16 protein-coding genes and 1 riboswitch are annotated in these 18810 nt (G+C 37.0%); of the genes, 12 read left to right on the forward strand and 4 right to left on the reverse strand.

Annotated features, from left to right (window positions below; genetic code table 11):
* The first annotated feature begins 229 nt into the window (after positions 1-229).
* Positions 230-2239, forward strand: a complete 2010-nt coding sequence (gene metG, locus AB3I20_RS06235; protein WP_067482575.1) for a methionine--tRNA ligase — start codon at positions 230-232, stop codon at positions 2237-2239.
* A 63-nt stretch (positions 2240-2302) separates the two neighbouring features.
* Here the strand turns inward: metG and AB3I20_RS06240 are convergent, their stop codons facing one another.
* Positions 2303-2887 (reverse strand): hypothetical protein, encoded by a 585-nt coding sequence (locus tag AB3I20_RS06240; RefSeq protein WP_368027095.1) that lies wholly within the window; start codon positions 2885-2887, stop codon positions 2303-2305.
* A 176-nt stretch (positions 2888-3063) separates the two neighbouring features.
* Here AB3I20_RS06240 and AB3I20_RS06245 point away from each other — a divergent pair, with 176 nt between their 5' ends.
* The 7 genes from AB3I20_RS06245 to AB3I20_RS06275 all read left to right on the forward strand — a co-directional run bounded on the left by AB3I20_RS06245 (position 3064) and on the right by AB3I20_RS06275 (position 10014).
* Positions 3064-4374 (forward strand): APC family permease, encoded by a 1311-nt coding sequence (locus AB3I20_RS06245; RefSeq protein WP_368027096.1) that lies wholly within the window; start codon positions 3064-3066, stop codon positions 4372-4374.
* A 303-nt stretch (positions 4375-4677) separates the two neighbouring features.
* Positions 4678-5451 (forward strand): TatD family hydrolase, encoded by a 774-nt coding sequence (locus tag AB3I20_RS06250; RefSeq protein ID WP_086270735.1) that lies wholly within the window; start codon positions 4678-4680, stop codon positions 5449-5451.
* Positions 5448-6011, forward strand: a complete 564-nt coding sequence (rnmV, locus tag AB3I20_RS06255; protein WP_368027097.1) for a ribonuclease M5 — start codon at positions 5448-5450, stop codon at positions 6009-6011. The genes AB3I20_RS06250 and rnmV overlap by 4 nt, the downstream gene beginning before the upstream one ends.
* Positions 6004-6891, forward strand: coding sequence for a 16S rRNA (adenine(1518)-N(6)/adenine(1519)-N(6))-dimethyltransferase RsmA (gene rsmA, locus AB3I20_RS06260; protein WP_075491678.1), 888 nt, complete (start codon positions 6004-6006; stop codon positions 6889-6891). Before rnmV ends, rsmA begins: the two co-directional genes overlap by 8 nt.
* Before the next feature lie 428 nt (positions 6892-7319).
* The gene (locus AB3I20_RS06265; RefSeq protein WP_067482563.1) at positions 7320-7928 is read left to right on the forward strand and encodes a hypothetical protein; all 609 of its coding nucleotides are present in this window, start codon (positions 7320-7322) and stop codon (positions 7926-7928) included.
* A gap of 815 nt (positions 7929-8743) precedes the next feature.
* Positions 8744-9484: a helix-turn-helix domain-containing protein gene (locus AB3I20_RS06270; RefSeq protein WP_067482561.1), complete on the forward strand. Its 741-nt coding sequence runs from the start codon at positions 8744-8746 to the stop codon at positions 9482-9484.
* Positions 9485-9501: 17 nt separating this feature from the next.
* Positions 9502-10014 (forward strand): hypothetical protein, encoded by a 513-nt coding sequence (locus AB3I20_RS06275; RefSeq protein WP_067482559.1) that lies wholly within the window; start codon positions 9502-9504, stop codon positions 10012-10014.
* Between the two features lie 282 nt (positions 10015-10296).
* Here AB3I20_RS06275 and AB3I20_RS06280 read toward each other — a convergent pair whose 3' ends face one another.
* Positions 10297-11406 (reverse strand): ABC transporter ATP-binding protein, encoded by a 1110-nt coding sequence (locus AB3I20_RS06280; protein WP_067482557.1) that lies wholly within the window; start codon positions 11404-11406, stop codon positions 10297-10299.
* Between the two features lie 204 nt (positions 11407-11610).
* On the opposite strand from AB3I20_RS06280, the gene AB3I20_RS06285 reads away from it, so the two are divergent.
* A complete protein-coding gene (locus tag AB3I20_RS06285) occupies positions 11611-12042 on the forward strand; it encodes a methylglyoxal synthase (protein WP_067482555.1) in 432 nt (143 codons plus the stop codon).
* A 157-nt stretch (positions 12043-12199) separates the two neighbouring features.
* Positions 12200-12303: riboswitch (THF riboswitch) on the forward strand.
* Positions 12304-12339: 36 nt separating this feature from the next.
* Entirely contained in the window at positions 12340-12876 is a 537-nt protein-coding gene (locus AB3I20_RS06290; RefSeq protein ID WP_067482553.1) for a folate family ECF transporter S component, read from the forward strand.
* A gap of 48 nt (positions 12877-12924) precedes the next feature.
* Here AB3I20_RS06290 and AB3I20_RS06295 read toward each other — a convergent pair whose 3' ends face one another.
* Together AB3I20_RS06295 and AB3I20_RS06300 are read right to left on the reverse strand one after the other, a co-directional pair.
* A complete protein-coding gene (locus AB3I20_RS06295; RefSeq protein WP_071868872.1) occupies positions 12925-14688 on the reverse strand; it encodes an ABC transporter ATP-binding protein in 1764 nt (587 codons plus the stop codon).
* A gap of 1 nt (position 14689) precedes the next feature.
* Complete coding sequence (locus AB3I20_RS06300; protein ID WP_067482549.1) at positions 14690-16405, reverse strand: ABC transporter ATP-binding protein; 1716 nt, start codon at positions 16403-16405, stop codon at positions 14690-14692.
* A 174-nt stretch (positions 16406-16579) separates the two neighbouring features.
* On the opposite strand from AB3I20_RS06300, the gene AB3I20_RS06305 reads away from it, so the two are divergent.
* Both AB3I20_RS06305 and AB3I20_RS06310 read left to right on the forward strand, forming a co-directional pair.
* Complete coding sequence (locus AB3I20_RS06305; protein WP_270344617.1) at positions 16580-17416, forward strand: putative ABC transporter permease; 837 nt, start codon at positions 16580-16582, stop codon at positions 17414-17416.
* Between the two features lie 196 nt (positions 17417-17612).
* Positions 17613-18770, forward strand: coding sequence for a 3D domain-containing protein (locus AB3I20_RS06310; protein WP_368027098.1), 1158 nt, complete (start codon positions 17613-17615; stop codon positions 18768-18770).
* Positions 18771-18810: the final 40 nt, after the last annotated feature.

Below are 18810 nucleotides of genomic sequence, written 5' to 3' on the forward strand. Positions count from 1 at the left end.
CCCCTTCTATTATACATGATTCATTTTTGGAAAAATAGCGGGGAAAATTTTCCCAAAAAACGTAACTTAATAAACGTACAAAGAATTCTAAGTTTTTCCTTTTTTTCAACTAGGAAGACGAGTATTCCTACCGAATTCCCTTTTCAAAAATTCGCTAACATTAAGATTATTTTGTGGTATACTAGCAAGGAAACGAATTCGCATCATGCGATAAAGGAGGAGGAGCCCCGTGGCAGAAAAGGAAACTTTTTATATTACTACGCCAATCTATTATCCAAGTGGCAAACTGCACATCGGTAACTCGTACACAACGATTGCCTGCGATGCTGTTGCACGTTACAAACGGTTGATGGGCTTTGATGTGTTTTATCTTACTGGAGTGGATGAGCACGGTCAAAAAATCGAAACAAAAGCAGCAGAATTAGGTGTTGAACCACAGGAATATGTGGATAAAATGGCTGCAGACGTGAAAAAATTATGGAAAACACTTGATATCAGTTACGATAAATTTATTCGAACAACGGATGATTATCACAAAGTAGCTGTTCAAAAAATCTTTGATCGTTTACTAGAACAAGGCGATATTTATTTAGGTGAATACGAAGGCTGGTATTCAGTTTCTGATGAAGAATTCTTTACAGAAACACAACTAGCTGAAGTTTACAAAGACGATGAAGGCAACGTGATTGGTGGGAAAGCCCCAAGCGGACATGAAGTTGAATTAGTCAAAGAAGAATCTTATTTCTTCCGCATGAGTAAATACGCGGATCGTTTGCTTGAGTACTATGAAGCACATCCTGAATTTATCCAACCAGAATCACGCAAGAAAGAAATGATTAACAACTTTATCAAACCTGGTTTAGAAGACTTGGCTGTTTCAAGAACGACATTTAGCTGGGGAATCCCTGTGACACGTGATCCAAAGCACGTTGTATATGTTTGGATTGATGCATTATCAAACTATATTACAGCGTTAGGTTATGGTTCAGATGATGATAGTTTGTTTGAAAAATATTGGCCTGCTGATGTCCATATGGTTGGGAAAGAAATCGTTCGTTTCCACACAATTTATTGGCCAATTATGTTAATGGCGCTAGACTTGCCATTACCTAAAAAAGTTTTTGGACATGGTTGGTTATTGATGAAAGACGGCAAAATGTCCAAATCAAAAGGAAACGTTGTTTATCCTGAAATGTTAGTTGAACGTTATGGCTTAGACGCATTACGTTATTACTTATTGCGTGCAGTTCCATTTGGCTCTGATGGTGTCTTCACACCAGAAGATTTTATTTCTCGTGTAAATTACGATTTAGCCAATGACTTAGGTAATCTATTGAACCGCACTGTTGCGATGATCAACAAATATTGTGAGGGTGTTGTTCCTGATTATGCTTCATTAGTAACGCCTTTTGATAGTGAACTGTCAACAACTGCTGCAAACGTAGTTGGACGTTACCATGATGCCATGGAAAAAATGGAATTTAATACAGCTTTAGCTGAGGTTTGGGTATTGATTTCTCGTGCGAATAAATACATTGATGAAACAGAACCTTGGGTATTAGCAAAAGACGAAGAAAAGAAAAATGAATTGGATAGCGTAATGGTTCATTTAGCTGAAACATTACGAATTGCAGCCATTCTGTTGCAACCAATCATGACTGAAACACCAGTCAAAATCTTCAAACAATTGGGATTGGATGCGGAATCCATGAACTTGGAAGGCTTACACTTTGGTGAGTTTCCTTCTGGAACAAAAGTTATTGCTAAAGGTACACCAATTTTCCCACGTTTAGATATGGACGAAGAAGTTGCTTATATCCAAATGAAAATGTCTGAAGGAACCCAAAGTACAGAGGACACAGTGAAGTGGGACCCAGAAGAAACAGAATTTGTTTCTTCAAAAGAAAAACAAATCAAATTTGATGTATTCGATAAAGTTGAATTAAAAGTTGCTGAAGTAATCAGCTGTCAAAAAGTGGAAGGTGCAGATAAATTACTGCAATTCCGTTTAGCCGCAGGGGATAGTCAGGACCGTCAAATTTTATCTGGAATCGCAGAATATTATCCTGATCCAAGTGAGTTAATCGGCAAAAAGCTTGTGATCGTGGCAAACTTAAAACCACGTAAGATGCGTGGTCAAATCAGCCAAGGAATGATTCTCTCAGCAGAAGCACCGGATGGCTCATTGCAAGTAGTTGAAGCGCCAAAAGGCATGCCAAATGGTTCAGAAATTGCGTAAATAAAAAAGGAATCCAATCGTAATGATTGGATTCCTTTTTATTTACATATAAATGATTTTGTATCACTTTAATGAAGGAAATCTTTTCAATCGTTTTTTCAAGCGAGTAGGTAGCAACGCACTTAAAACGGTGAAAGGAATCGCAAAGATGTACCAAGAAATTGTTCGTCCAATGCCATATCGTTGGTAGAGGCTCCTTAACATCAAGTGAAGTAAGCACAAACCAATAATTAACGAACCGGCGAGAAACCATTGATTATCCCATTTGAAATAACGTAAGCTCATGACAAAAACAGGATAAAGGTAAAAATAGATGCCAACCAAGGTGACACGCCAATTTTTAGTAAAGGTTCCAATGTTAAGCAAAAAGAAAATTGCAGATAAAATAATTCCTAGCGGTGGGAAAAGACTAACTAAAAAAGAATAGACGATGCTCCATAGAATCAAACCGGGTCCTCTGAATAACGCGACTAAAATTACTAGACCAGTGAGTAAAAGGAGCTGTTGACTAAACGAAGCGATGGTCAAAAGACCAAAAAGAATCAGCGTGGCCCAATGCCAGCGCGACTGTCGTTGTTCTTTTCGTGTAACTGAAACATGATCTGTGAGAAAATTTGCTAATTTTGGATGTGAACGTTGAAAGTCCAAAAGCAAAACCTCCTTTAAATAGAAACTGGCTAAATTGTAATCAAAAAGGAAAGAAAAAACATCCGACTTAAGGGGGATGTTTTTGAAAACCCTTTATTAGATTTGTGCGTAGCCAAGGGGAAAAAACTCGGTTATACTAGCAATTATATTAATAAAAATAGGAAAGAGGATGAGGAATGGGAAATAAATTAAAACGTGAAATTAATTTGTTTGGCGCATTAGCAACAGTTATGGGAACTGTTATTGGAGCAGGAGTTTTTTTTAAGACCGCTTCAGTAACTGCTAGCACACAATCACCGAGTTTAACACTTTTTGTATGGTTATTGGGTGGCCTTTTGACCATTTGTGCCGGGTTGACTGTTGCAGAATTAGCCACAGCAATTCCAGAAACAGGTGGAGCAGTTAAATACATAGAGGCTGCGTATGGAAAATTACCAAGTTTCTTATTAGGTTGGGCGCAAAGTCTGATTTATTTTCCAGCAAACATTGCGGCTCTTTCAATTATTTTTGCAACACAGTTGACGAATCTCTTTCAGTTATCCACTGATTATCTGGTATTGATTGCAGCTGTGACTGCTTTGTCAGTAACTGGATTGAATTTATTGGGGACAAAAGTTGGTGCAACTGTTCAATCTGCTACACTTATTATCAAATTGATCCCGATTGCAGTAATTGTTGTTTGGGGGTTAATGGTTCCCGAATCTGGTACGGTTCAGCTCTTTCCAATTGAAGCGGGTAAAGATGTTTCCTTTATGGAAGGATTGAGTAGTGCGTTACTGGCTACTTTGTTTGCGTATGATGGTTGGCTAGGTGTCGGCGCAATTGCTGGTGAAATGAAAAAGCCAGAAAAAGATTTGCCTAAAGCAATTATTTTAGGATTAAGTTTTGTGACAGTGGTCTATTTGTTGATTAACTTTGTTTTCTTGAAGACTTTACCAATCGAAGGAATTGCTGGAAACTTGAACGCAGCATCGGATGCTTCAGCAGTGATTTTTGGTTCATTTGGTGGAAAGTTAGTTACGATTGGTATTCTGATTTCTGTTTATGGCGCGCTGAATGGCTACACGTTGACTGGAATTCGTGTTCCTTATGCGATGGCCTTAGAAAATGAACTACCATTCAGTAATCAGTTAACAAAATTATCAAAGAAATTCACAGTTCCTTACGTGCCAGCAATGTTTCAGTTGGTGATTGCCTGTATCATGATGACGATGGGTTCATTTGATTTTCTGACAGATATGTTAATTTTTGTGATGTGGCTGTTTAGTTTACTGATATTTATCGCTGTTTTTGTTTTACGCAAGAAAGCGCCAGAGATGAATCGTCCTTACAACGTGCCGCTTTATCCGGTGATTCCGCTAATTGCGATTATTGGCGCAATTTTTATCTTAGGAATGACAATCTTAACGCAGACATCACTTGCGATGATTGGGATTGGTGTGACGTTATTAGGAATCCCAGTTTACTTATATAAAAATAAGAAATAAATAAAAAAGAGATTGGGGCTTACTCAATCTCTTTTTTACTTGTCTAACGCATTGCTAAGCTTAAAGATGGTTTTTTTAGCACATTTCTTCAGTTTATTCGTAACAAAATAACTTGAAAATGAATTGTTGTTCATCAAGTAGTTTCCTGAAAAAATAAAATAAAAAGCAGTGATTTCTAAAAAGAATTTCTTGTTTGCTAGAATGAGAAACTTGAAGTTCTGAAACTCTCACAATCTTTTTTTCCGTCCCACTTCTGTCTCAACCGTTTATGTGCTAAAGTAGGAAAGAAAAGGAGCGATTTGAATGATATTTGATTCTCATACTCACTTAAATGCGGAACAATTTAATGAAGACATTCCCGAAACAATTGAGCGTGCTAAAGAGCTGGGCGTGACAAAGATGGCTGTGGTTGGCTTTGATCAACCAACGATTGAAAAATCCTTACAGCTTAGTCAAGACTACCCAAATATTTATAGTATCATTGGCTGGCATCCAACTGAGGCTGGTAGCTATACCAAAGAAGTTGAACAACAATTACAAGAACGATTGACGTTACCTAAGGTTGTGGCATTAGGAGAAATTGGTTTGGATTATTATTGGATGGAAGATCCAAAGGAAGTTCAAGCAAAAATTTTTCGTCGTCAAATTGCGATTGCCAAAGAAATGAATTTACCAATTAGCATCCATACGCGTGATGCGATAGAAGATACGTATCAGATTTTAAAAGAAGAAAAAGTCCACAATATTGGTGGAATCATGCATAGTTTTAGTGGTGACTATGAGTGGGCACAGCGCTTTCTTGATCTGGGTATGCATATTTCCTTTAGTGGTGTTGTGACATTCAAAAAAGCTTTAGACGTCCAAGAAGCTGCAACGAATGTTCCTTTCGATAAGATGTTGGTAGAAACGGATGCCCCTTACCTTGCGCCGGTACCTTATCGTGGTAAGCGAAATGAACCTGGGTATACTCGCTATACGGTTGAAAAAATTGCGGAACTTCGCCAAGTACCTTTTGAAGAAATTGCTACACACACATGGCACAATGCACATCGCTTATTTGGGATTTCAGAAAAATGAGTAAATTGACTATTGAAGAAATTGTAGTCGTTGAAGGAAAAGACGATACCAGACGATTGCAAGAAGTCGTGAATGTCGATACGATTGAAACAATTGGTTCAGCAATTAACGAAGCGATTTTGATGCAGATCGAGCATGCACAAGAAACAAGAGGGGTGATTGTTTTTACAGACCCAGATTTTTCAGGCGAAAAAATTCGTAAAACAATTATGGAAGTCGTACCACAAGCGAAACATGCCTTCTTACCTCGAAAGCAAGCTCAGCCAAAGAAAAAGGGTAGCTTAGGTGTTGAACACGCAAGCAATGAAGCCATTCTTGAAGCATTGAAGAAAGTTGTGACACCTAGCGAGGAAGAGTTTGACGAAATCCCTAGACAGATGCTTTTGGACTATGGTTTAATAGCGGGAGCACAAGCCAAAGAAAAAAGAGAAAAACTTGGGGATGAACTTAGGATTGGTTACACCAATGGCAAACAATTAGCGAAACGCTTGAAAATGTTTCGCATTACACCAGAAGAATTGAGACAAGCAATGAAAAAAGTGGAGGCAAAACATGACTGAATATCGTGAGATCGCAACACCCTCTCGAACAAAAGAAATCTTGAAAGAACATGGATTTCAATTTAAAAAAAGTTTAGGACAAAATTTTTTAACAGAGCCTAACATTCTACGAAAAATCGTTGAAACAGCTGAGATCAACCATGAAACAAATGTAATTGAAGTAGGGCCAGGAATTGGCGCACTGACTGAACAATTAGCCATGAATGGAAATCAAGTCGTCGCATTTGAAATCGATGATCGTTTGATTCCAGTATTAGCAGATACACTTCACCGTTATCAAAATGTTAAGGTTGTTCACCAAGATATTTTAAAAACGGACTTGGCTACTGCTGTCAAAGAATATTTTACAGAAGATTTACCATTAAAAGTGGTCGCAAATCTTCCCTATTACATTACAACGCCAATCATGATGCACTTTCTTGAATCGGACGTACGTGTGGATGAAATGGTTGTTATGATGCAAAAAGAAGTTGCAGATCGAATTTCTGCAAAGCCTGGTACCAAAGCTTACGGCTCACTTTCAATTGCCGTGCAATATCATATGGATGCGTCCTTAGCATTTATCGTTCCTAAAACAGTTTTTGTACCACAACCAAACGTTGATTCAGCGATTTTAAAATTGACACGCAGAGAAGAACCAGCTGTTGAAGTCACGGATGAAAAAGAATTTTTCCGTTTGACGAAAGCCTCATTCCAATTGCGTCGCAAAACATTATGGAACAATTTGCAACACGCTTATGGAAAAGACGAAGCAACCAAAGCGTGGTTGACTCAAAGTTTAGCTGATGCAGGAATTGATCCAAAACGTCGTGGGGAAACACTGTCATTAGAAGAATTTGCTGCATTAAGCAATGCGATGATGGCGAATAAACAAGGGTAAGAAGTATTGTTCAAAAAATAGTTATCACAGAAAAGCGGAGCAGGATGCTCGCGTTTTTCTGTGATTTTTTTATCAAGTAGGATAAAATTTGGAGGAAAATGCCTACTTATAATAGGGATAGGATGAAAAAAGCAGCACAACTAAGTCACTTTCTAAATCATCTTTCGAATGACGAAAGGATGCTTTTGAAGTAAGTTAGCAACACAATTATTTTAATTGGAAAAGAAGAATGACTTGATAGCTCTATAATAAAATTGATGAGCTGACAGACATATCCAATTTGAAAAACATTTATACGATCCAACTAAGTGAGTAAAAAAAGAATTTGTCGAAGATTGTTGGCAACTTCTTTAAGTGTCTTGACAGATACATGGAATATCAGTACAATAAACAACATCAATGTGTCAAGACACATAAGGAGAGAAAAAATGAAAAAAAATTCTGTTCGTCACTTAACTATTTCTGCACTGCTGATTGGGATGGGAATCATCATTCCTTTAGTTATGCCAAAAATCATGATTCCACCAGCATCTTTTACCTTAGCTTCGCATGTGCCATTATTCTTAGCAATGTTTTTTTCACCAGGGGTAGCTGTTGCTGTCGCTTTAGGAACAACGTTTGGGTTCTTTTTATCGACACCAGTCATTATTGCATTAAGAGCATTGTCACACATTATTTTTGCAGTAGTTGGTGCTTGGTATTTGCAAAAGAAACCTGGAATCGTCTTGAAGGATGGAAAATTTACGCTAGCAAACTGGAAATTTCAAGGCTTTAATTTTGTCATTGGGGTTATCCATTCAATTGCCGAAATGTTGGTTGTGAGTGCTTTTTACTTTATGGGTAATATGCCTGATACGTATTATTCAGAAGGTTATTTCTACACAGTATTTATTTTGATGGGAATCGGTGGATTGATTCACAGTTTGGTTGACTACAATATTGCTTACTTTGTTGCGGGCACGTTAAGCAAATATTTTGATATTCCTGTATTTACTGCAGCGAAAGAACAGGCGAGGAAGATGGAGAAGCTTGGCTAAAAATAATTGAATGAGAAAAATTGATTAGATTTAGTTATTGTTGAATTTTTCAAATACATTAGTAAAAAATAGGTAACCTAAAACAGATTTTGTTTTAGGTTACCTATTTTTGTTTAACACGTTTGGCTAGTAAGTGAGAAAAAATAGTTGTAAAATCATTTGCGCTAAAATCTTTTGATTCATCAATTGTAAAATGCTGTCATTTGGGATTGAATAAGAAAATTAGTAAGAAAAAAGAAAGTTCACTATTAGCTAAGCTTTGTTTACAACTTGAAGAATGCAAGAGCACTTCCTTTTTTGCATTAGCAATCAATTAGCTTATGGCATCTAGAAAAGAGCTGCCAAAAAAAGTGAGCGATTTAATGGAAAAATATTTTTGATTGTTCTTTTAAAATGAATTTTCGAAAAATATTTTTTCTAAAAAAAACAAATTTTAAAATAGAAAGTCTAAGATGCGTACCCAAAATTAAAAATAATAAAAAAACTTATTGAAAGCGCTCTCTTTTTGTGGCATAGTGTAACTGAAGGTGCCTGATAAATAAAATCGTACGATTGAATAAAGAGGTGGTTGGAATAAAAATAACTTTTATTTGGCGTGGTTGGCGTACATATTGTTGTTTAATGGCTATATAATATTGTTATTTATATGCTCAATTATCTTCCTGATTAGTCATTTAGTTCGTTTGCTATGTAAAAAAGCACCAAATGGCTACGATATGTTTTGTAGCAAGCCTACTAGCTATGAATTTTGTCTTAACTTGGTTAACAACTTCCGTTAGTCTGATTGAGACAACTATTTAATGGAGGGAACAAAAATGAGTCTAGGAGACAAACTGAAAGAAGAACGTCTAAAGAATGAGTATACGCAAGAAGATATTGCCAAAATATTGAATGTTGCACGCTCCACTGTTTCAAGCTGGGAAGTGTCGAGAACATATCCTGATCTTTCTTTCCTGATTACTTTAAGTAAATTATATGGAGTAACAGTCGATTATTTAATTAAAGATGAAGAAGAGACAATTGACAACAATCAGACAATAAAAACAATGGGTTCTTTGAATCAGAAACAAAAATATTTTGGATTTGGCTTTTTGGTTTGCTTCATCTGCGCACTGTTGATTGGCTTATTTTTTCTGAATACGGCGAATCAGAGTACAAAAAAAGAAAAAGTACAAAAAGAACCGGTCGAGTATATTATTCCTTTGACGGATATCATGGATGTTACGGTCAAAGAAATCCCTTACGGTAAAGATAATAAATACCAAGTTCCTGAAATAACTGCAAATGTAAAATTACGTGAAGGCTGGAAAGAACCGGGATGGGGTTTTTATTTTGATAATAATACAGGGACTGCGTATATTAATCTTTCACAAAATAAAGTGTATAAAGGTGAACCTTTTCCGACCAACTATTTTCCAAAATTGAGTTTTGTCGCTGCACAGTATGTGAGGGATACCGAGTACATGGATATTCCTAAAAAGATTATCTTGATTGACGATAATACCGCAGATCCCCCAAGTACAGCAAAAGAGCAACGGGTGATTTGGGAAAAATAAAAAAGGAGTGTTTAGAAATGAAAAAATTTGTTTGTCTGGGCTTAGTTACGTTTGGAATGTTATTGTTTGGTCAGCCAGCACAAGCTGCTGAAATTACTAACGATGTGGCACCAGAACTGGGGAAAATTTACATAGATGAGCGTGAGTCTGACTTGACTGACATTCTTTGTACGACTTCTGAAGGTAGATATGTGATTAATGAGAATAAGCTCGTCTTACTAGATAAAGAAATCCCAGGTGTAACGCCTTTTATCTATCATGATGTACAGCTTTTAAGTGGTAAGTCAACTGGCTACAGCTTTACGATTGCAGGAAATACCCCATATACTTACCTAACTACTAATCATAATAGTGATTGGAGTCCAAGGGCTATGGTTATAACTCAAAATGGTGCGCAAATTCAATATTGGGAAGTGTACGGGACACCGGCTTCAATTAGTCATACAACGTCAGCCACAGCGACTTATTATTTTGGATTAACTAACTTATCTTCCAGTGCCATGAATTATGGAATGAATATGATGTTTTAAAATAAGCAAACGAGTGTCTGGAACATCATCATTTTGATGAATGTTCCAGACACTTTTTTACGAACAAATGATGTTCAAAAAGTAAATTTCTCGAAAAACAAGCCGAATAATTTCAAAAATAGGCAGAGCTATTTCCAAACTGTTTTTCTTTTTTAGAGCTGAACGCGTTTGTCCCAAGCTCTTTTATCTTTTTTTGTAATCGAACAAGGCCCTAGTATTGCAAAAAAAAGAACTGCACCGTTGGTTGCGGTACAGCTCTTAAAAAGGGGGCATCAATTAAAATTAAGGTAAAGTAATCACATCTTCTGTTTCTTTATCGAAGAAATGTCCTTTATTGATATTGAAAGCAAGGTCAATCATCTCGCCTGGTTTGTGGAAATCACGTGCATCGACTTTTGAAATAAATTCAGTTGAGCCAGTTTTTGTGTAAAGCATTGTTTCTGCACCTAGTAATTCTGAAACCACAACTTCAGAATGAACGACTGCTTCTGGTGAAGCATCTAAAGCAATTTGTTCGCTATGGATGTCTTCAGGACGAATACCGAAGATGACTTCTTTGCCGTTGTAGCCTTTTTCTACTAAGATTTTATTTTTTCCTTCTGGAATGCGAAGTCTTAATCCGTGACCATCAGTAATCACACCGTCATTTAGCGTTACATTGAAGAAGTTCATTGCAGGTGAACCAATAAATCCAGCAACGAAAACATTCACTGGTGTGTCATAAACTTCTTTTGGTGAACCAATTTGTTGAATAAATCCGTCTTTCATAATAACGATTCGATCTGCCATTGTCATCGCTTCTGTTTGGTCATGGGTAACGTAGATTGTTGTTGTTTCTAAACGTTGGTGTAATTTAGCAATTTCTGCACGCATTGCTACACGTAATTTAGCATCTAAGTTTGATAAAGGTTCATCCATCAAGAAGACTTTGGCATCACGAACGATTGCACGACCTAAAGCAACACGTTGACGTTGTCCACCAGATAATGCAGCTGGTTTACGAGATAGGTATTCGGTTAGACCTAAAATTTCTGCCGCATTTTCAACCCGATTTTTGATTTCAGCTTTGTCATATTTTCTCAATTTCAAACCAAATGCCATATTATCAAAAACAGTCATATGAGGATAAAGAGCGTAGTTTTGGAAAACCATTGCGATATCACGATCTTTTGGAGCTACATCATTCATGACTTTTTCGCCAATTTTTAATTCGCCTTCCGTAATATCTTCTAAACCAGCAATCATACGTAAAGTAGTTGATTTCCCACATCCAGATGGTCCAACAAAAACAATAAATTCACGATCTTGAATATTTAGATTAAAATCAGTAACTGAATAATTTTCTGCATTATCGTATTTTTTATAAACATGTGTCAACGCCATTTCTACCATAGTAAATTCCACACTTTCTATAAGTTTTATTTGACTAAAGTATAAATGAAAGCGCTAACCTATAACAACGGCAGAATGAACAAGAATTTGTCTGTTTTTTGGTCAGAGTGACGAAGAAGCAAAGAAAATCAAAAAAATGGTAACAAAAAATTTAAACGGTTTCCTAAGTTTGTTACACTAAAGAAAAGAAAGGAAGTGTGACTGATGAAAATTGCTTTGATTGCACATGATCGAAAGAAACCATTGATGATTAAATTAGCGACAGCTTATCAAACGATTTTAGCGAAACACGAGCTTTATGCAACTGGGACGACAGGTTTACGAATTCAAGAGGCAACTAATTTGCCAGTTCATCGTTTTAAATCAGGTCCGTTGGGAGGCGACCAACAAATTGGGGCAATGATCTCGGAAGACGAAATTGATTTAGTCATTTTCTTGAGAGATCCACTGGCAGCGCAGCCACACGAACCAGACGTAACAGCGTTGATTCGTTTATCAGATGTATACGAGATTCCTTTGGCCACCAATATTGGCACAGCTGAAGTTTTACTGCGTGGATTAGCAGCAGGATATTTAGATTTTCGGACGGTCGTTCATGAAATGGAAAAAGAAGCGATTTCAACGGAACATGAATGAATTTTCGGTATTTTATCCAATAATATGAATAAATACTAATGGAAGTTGTTGAATAGCGAACATAAAAGACGGAAATCATAGTAACATTCAGTTTTCCTGTTTGCTAGTCAATGATAATTATGTTATATTTTGTGAGGGAATTGTTTCCCAAAATAAAATCAGAGTAGGAAATAAAGCGTTAAGTGCTGGGAGGATGGGATGTTGCCACCTGGACGAAGGATAAGGGAACTTATTCGCGGTTTTATTTTCGCATTCGCTGCATATTATTGTGTAGCAGCTCTTAAAGGAGATGCTAAAATGAAAAAAAATCGATTAGACGCACGGATGATAGCGATCATGGGGCTGTTGATTGCCTTAATGGTTACTTTATCACGACTAATATCTATCGAAACACCTTTTATCAAACTCAGTGTAACATTTATTCCACAGGTCATCATGGGGATTTTATTTGGTCCTTTTTGGTCTGGTATTGGATCAGTGTTAGCTGACCTTGTCGGAATGGCATTATTTTCAAAATCAGCATTCTTTATTGGGTTTACCTTGAATGCTTTTATCGAAGGTGCGATTTACGGCTTCTTTTTCTATAGAAAAGAAATTACTTGGAAAAATGCTATCTTAGCAACACTGAGTGTCACGTTGATTATCAATTTGATTTTGACGCCACTTTGGCTAGCTTTGATGTATCATGTCCCACTGTTTAGTTGGGTCGTTTGGGCACCACGATTGTTGAAAACAGTTATTTGGATCCCGCTTCAATCAATTGCAATTTACTATGTTGGACGAAGTATTCCTTATAAAAAGATTTTGCAAAGTCTAACAGTTCGCACGAAATAAAAATAAAAAAACAGGCAATCTTCCCATCCCAGAAGATTGCCTGTTTTTTTATTGATGTGTAAATTGTGCTTGATAAAGCTGATTGTAGTAACCAGCTTTTTTTAATAATTCATCATGTGTACCCATTTCAACGATTTCACCATGATCCATGACCAGAATTTGGTCCGCATTTTTAATAGTGGAAAGTCGGTGCGCAATTACAAAGCTGGTTTTCCCTTCCATCATTGTCAAGAAGGCTTGTTGGATTTTCTTTTCGGTTAGCGTATCAACAGAACTAGTTGCTTCATCTAAAATCAGCATGGGCGGGTTACTAATCATCGTTCGTGCAATCGTTAATAGTTGTCGCTGACCATCGGAAATTTTTAGTCCTTGACCACCGATTTTGGTTGAAAGTTTTTCTGGTAGTCGCTCGACAAATTCATACATATAGGCAGCTTTTAATGCTTCATTGATTTCCTCATCACTAGCACTCGGATTGCCATAGCGAAGGTTCGCACGTAAGGAACTGTCAAATAGCCAAGTGTCTTGTAAAACCATACCAAAGCTTTTGCGCAAAGTCGTTCGTTTGATGTCACGGAGATTGTGACCATCAATCAGAATCCTTCCGCTAGTGGTATCATAAAATCGCATTAAAAGATTGACCAGCGTTGATTTCCCGGCACCTGTTTTTCCGACGATTGCAATTGTTTGCCCAGGTTTTGCTTTGAAATTAAAGTCTTCAATCAAACGCTGATTTGGATCATATGAAAACGAAACGTGTTCAAAAACGACTTCTCCTTTGATTGTGTTGGGATCCAAAGCAAACGCATTAGGGGCGTCAGGTGTCTCTTCGGGCTGATCAATCAACTCGAACGCTCGATCCAATCCAGCAAAGGCCGTTTGAATTTGCGTAGTGATTCCAGATAATTCGATAAAAGGCTTAGAAAATTGACTCGAATAGATGGTAAAACTGGAAATAACACCAACGGTAATTGCTGACCCGCTTCGTAAAGCAAGCAAGCCGCCAACTAAACCAATTGACAGATAAGCTAAATGATCGACAAAACGGGAAGAAGGATTTGTCAAAGAAGAAGAAAATTGAGCACGCTGTCCCTTGACGTAAAGTTCTTGATTCAATGTTTCAAATGCCTGTTGACTAGCTGTTTCTTGTTGAAAAGCTTTTACGATTTTTTGATTTCCAATACGTTCAGTCACAAATCCGGAAATGTCACCAATAATTTTTTGCTGTTGATTAAAGTCGTTTTGGGAAGAACGTGCGACCAGAAAACTGACTAAAAAGATAATCGGGGTGGCACATAAAACGACAACTGTTAGCAACGGACTCAAATGAATCATAAAGATAAAAGATAAAATGATGATCGCAACGCCAGAAAATAATTGATTGAAGGCTGCTGCAATGGCGATAGAAATGTTATCCATATCATTGGTAAAACGACTGACGATATTTCCGTGTGCTGTTTGGTCATAATAGCGAAGAGGCAAACGGTTCAATCGTTCAAAAGCATCTTTTCTCAGCGCCGCTACCGAGAGATAAGCAAGCCGGTTACTTAAGACTTGAATCAACCACTGACTAAGAACATTGACGAGTACTACACCACCAAAGAGTAACAATAAATGAAAGAGTTCTTGAAATTGAACCCGTCCGATACCAATCATCAGATCAATACTTTGGCCAATTTGTAACGTCATGACGACGGTCGCGATACCGTTCAGCAAACCAAAGAAAATCGCTAAAGTAATTTCTTTAGGATAAGCCATCAGGTAGGGGATAAATCGTTTGAATAACTGCATTGAGAATTTTTTTTGTTTCATTTTATTCCTCCTCCTGCGATGCCACGATTTCTTGGTATTCTTTTGATGTACGCAACAGTTCAGCATTTGTTCCTTGAGCGACAATCCGTCCTTGATCCATGACTAAAATAGTTTCTGCTTCTTGGATTGAACGAACTCGTTGAGAAATAATCAGTACGGTACAATCAAGGGAAGTTTTCAAAGCTTTGCGTAAATTCAAATCTGTTTGATAGTCAAGTGCACTTAATGAATCGTCAAGAATTAGTAACGCTGGTTTTGCAATCAAAGCACGTGCGATGGTCAAACGTTGTTTTTGACCACCAGAAAAGTTTTTCCCGTTTTCCATAACTTTGGTGTCCAAACCATCAGGAAGTTGACGAACAAAATCGTCAGCTTGTGCAATTGTTAAAGCTTCCCAACATTCTTCATCTGTGGCATTCGTTTTGCCCCAATGCAAGTTGTCTCGGATGGAGCCAGTGAAAAGCACAGCTGTTTGAGGAACCATGGCAATTTGCGCTCGCAATTTTTCCATTTCCCATTGTCGGACATCTAGCTCGTCAACGAGAACCTCACCATTACTTACATCGTAGAAACGAGGAATGAGCTGAGTCAGAGTTGTTTTACCACTACCAGTGGGTCCAATGATGCCGACAATCGCATTTTTTCTCACTTGAAAATTGATGTTTTCCAAAGACAAACCAGAAGCTGGTGTATAGCGGAAATCAACGTGCTTAAATTCAAGGATTATCTGACTGTCAAGCGCAGGTGTGCTTGCGTCTGGCATTTCTTGGATTGAATTTTCCATGGTCAAGACTTCTTTGACACGTTTTCCTGAAGCTTCAGCACGGGTAAAAATCACGACTAAATTAGAAACAACAATCAAAGCTAACAACATTTGGTTCATATAATTGATTAACGCTAACACTTGTCCTTGCTGTAGTCCGCCAATATTGACTTTGATTCCACCAACTGTCAACAGGCAAATAATGCCTACATTCATGATTAATGTTGTGGCAGGGGTCAAAAGTGCAGAAATATTTGAAACGAGCAAATAATTTTTTGCCAGATCATCGGTACTTTCGTCAAAGGTTTTAACCTCTGTCTTTGTTCGACCAAAGGCGCGAATGACACGAACGCCACTAAGATTCTGACTAACGATTTCGTTTAAGTGATCTAATTTTTCTTGTACTTTTTGGTAAAGAGGAATTGTTTTTTTAATAATGAAATACAAGATTACCGCAAAAATGGGTAAAAAGAGTAAAAAGAACAAGCCAATTTGCCAATCAATGATAAAGGCCATCACGACAGAACCAATGCTTAAAAATGGCGCGCGGATCAATAGCCGGATAACCATCGCTAAAGCTAGTTGCAATTGATTGATATCATTGGTCATTCGGGTAATCAAGGTATCTGTTCCAAAATGATTTAGCTCGCTGTGGGAAAGTGTATTGATTTTTTTCATGAGTTGGTTACGTAACTCCGTACCGAAACCTTGCGAAGCAACTGAGGAATAGTATTGACAAATAATAGCACAAATCAGTCCGATAATTGACATGACAACCATCCAAATACCCATTTGAATGACTACACCTGTATCATTTTTTCTAAGTCCGTTATCAATCAACGAAGCCATCAATAAAGGGAGAATTAATTCAAAAACTGCTTCAAGAAATTTGAAAAAGGGTCCCAAAATGATTTGCTTACGATAGTCTTTTGCATAACGCAATAATTGAATCATATGATTCCTCCTAAGTAGTAAAATTTTCTATATTTATAGTAGAAAGAAAAACGATAAGTACATTACACATTGTAGCTTATGAAATTTGGAATGAAAAGCCAGCAAGCTCTTTCATTAGAGTTTCTTTTCATTTTTCCAGCTTATTGATACAATAAAAAGAAAAAGGAGGCACTTATGACCGAATTTATCCGTGTAGTATTGCTATTTTTTATTTATTCATTTGTCGGTTGGTTATGGGAAACAGTTTACTGTTCCATTAAAGCCAAACATTTCGTGTATCGAGGATTCTTAGTTGGTCCAATTACGCCAATCTATGGTTTTGGGATTTTAGGGGTATTGTATTTTATTGAACCATTCCAATCGAACCTTGTTTTACTGTATGTTTTATCAACTGCTCTGGTCACGATTTTGGAGTACCTGACTAGCTTTGGCTTAGAAAAATTATTTCATGCCACTTGGTGGGATTACCATGATGTTCCATTGAATATCAATGGAAGAGTTGCTTTACCAGTTTCACTTTTCTGGGGTGTGGGCTGTGTCTTGATCGTGAAAGTAATCCATCCGCATATTTTGATTTTGGAACGATTTTTGGCGGAACACTTTAGTTTTTACTTGCCAGTTCTTTTGATTGGGCTAATTATGATGGATCTTGGTTACACATTAGCGAATTTACAAAGTTTCCAAAAAGCAGTCACAGATTTACAGAAAGCAATTAATGAACAAAAAGCAAACTTGCAAGAAGTCTTTGAAAAAACCAAAGACGAATGGGAAGAACGACAAAAAACTTCTGGCACAGTTTTTGGCAAGGGAATTGTCTCAAAACCAGAGAAAAAATCTGCTGGTGATTGGTTACAAGCATTTAAAGAATCGACGAAAACCAATGATTATTTGCCACGTTTGAATTATACGCAACGACGCTTCTTAAAGAATTTCCCACAATTGTCATTGAAAGAAGGAAAAGATGTCAATGAAATTCGCCAATTAGTAAAAGAATTGCGCAAAAAAAAATAACTAGCAAATTTGCTCAAAAATAAAGCAATTGAACGAAAAAAAGTTCAATTGCTTTTTTATTTTAGCTAACAGTTAATCGAAAATGGATGTGAACGAATTATATTTGTAATAAATTGTAATATTTCTGACATATGAATTGTAATAATCATTTGTATAATGTAAGAGTTGGTATTTTAGGAGAAAGGTGTTGGAGTTCGTGAAGGCAAAAAAAGCCTTAGTTATGCTTGCTGTCTTATTGTCAGCAAATTTAGCACTACCCTTAGTGACTCAAGCAGAATCTCTTGATTCTTTAAATGAAAAAGAACAAGTTGCAAAACGTCAGGGTGAAGAAATCAGTGTCGAAGTACAAGTGGCATTGAATGATGTTAATGAAAAGTATCAAGAAGTTGAAAAAATAAAACAAGAGATTGTTCAAAACAAAAAAACGATTGATCAATCAAAACAAGAAATCAAGGAGACCGAAGCAACGATTGAGAAACGCAAAGAAGCCGTTGCACAACGACTAAAAGATGTTCAAATCAATGGTTCAAACGAGCGAAATTTACAAGCACTTTTAGACGCTGAAACTGTGGCCGAATTTATCAATCGAGCATACGCTGTTCGTGTTCTTCATCAAGCAGAAAAAGATAAAATTGTTAGCTTAGATAATCAAAGACAAAAGTTAGTTGATCTCAATCAAAAATTAGAGGATACACAAATTTCATTAAAGGATAATCAAGTTTCCCTAGAAGTCGAAGCGGACTCTTTGAATGAAAAAGTTGATTCTTTAAAACAAAAACTAACAGATAATCAAGTGACGCTTAGCGAAATTGCTAAGAATAAAGAAGCTGAAAAAACGCGAATTGCTACAGAAAACGCGAAAAAAGAGGCTGCTGAAAAACAAGCAAAAGAAGAAGCACAAAAACAGGCTGAAAAAGCAAAAGAAGAAGCAAAAGAAGAAGCACAACAAGCAAAAGAAGAAGCCCAAAAATTGGCAGCAGAAAACGCAGAGAAGGAAACTGAGCCAGCCAAAGAAGAGTCAAACGAAAAGCCAAAAGAAGACACATCAAAAGAGGAAGTACCAACGTCAGGTGCTACTCGCATGATGGAATCTACGGCATATTCTTATTCAGAACCCGGTTCAGGACATATCACTGCAAGTGGGTTAGATTTGTATGACAATCCACAAGCAATTGCCGTTGATCCAAGCGTGATTCCACTGAATTCAATCGTAAATGTTGAAGGCTATGGTGTAGCAATTGCCGCTGATACAGGTGGAGCAATCAAAGGAAATATTATTGATGTTCACTTTACAACGGTTGAGAAATGCGTTGCTTGGGGACGTCGTCAAGTAAAAGTAACCGTCATGAGTTAAAACTTTTCATAAATAAAAAAGAGGCTGAGACAAAGCGCAT

The sequence above is a fragment of the Enterococcus sp. C50 genome (assembly GCF_040887505.1).
In the GTDB taxonomy this organism is placed as follows: Bacteria; Bacillota; Bacilli; order Lactobacillales; family Enterococcaceae; genus Enterococcus_B; species Enterococcus_B thailandicus.